Origin of the sequence: Halomonas sp. ND22Bw (genome assembly GCF_003011945.1) — a bacterium.
Taxonomy (GTDB): Bacteria; Pseudomonadota; Gammaproteobacteria; order Pseudomonadales; family Halomonadaceae; genus Halomonas; species Halomonas halophila.
Genome location: NZ_PXWD01000513.1, coordinates 1 through 314 on the forward strand (window position 1 = coordinate 1; position 314 = coordinate 314).

1 protein-coding gene is annotated in these 314 nt (G+C 70.4%); it reads left to right on the top strand.

Going from position 1 to position 314, the window contains the following annotated elements:
- Nucleotides 1–252 (top strand): Holliday junction DNA helicase RuvB C-terminal domain-containing protein (locus CVH10_RS19165; RefSeq protein WP_369335885.1); only part of this gene is annotated, 252 nt, incomplete at its 5' end.
- Nucleotides 253–314 lie beyond the last annotated feature (62 nt).

Below are 314 nucleotides of genomic sequence, written 5' to 3' on the forward strand. Positions count from 1 at the left end.
GATCGCCGGTTCCTGAAGGCGCTGATCGAGAACTATGGCGGGGGGCCGGTGGGGATGGACACCCTGGCCGCCGCCATCGCCGAGGCGCGCGACGCGGTCGAGGACGTGATCGAACCCTATCTGCTGCAACAGGGCTTCATCATGCGAACCCCGCGCGGCCGGGTCGCCTGCGCTAAGGCCTACGCCCACCTGGGGCTGAGCGCGCCGCAGCCGCCCCCCGCCGGTCCTGTGCCGGGCGACCTATTCGAATAGGCGTTGCCAAGCCGGGGCGGATCGGCGTTTGCTGGCGCGGCATCGGAGCGCCCCATGATCTT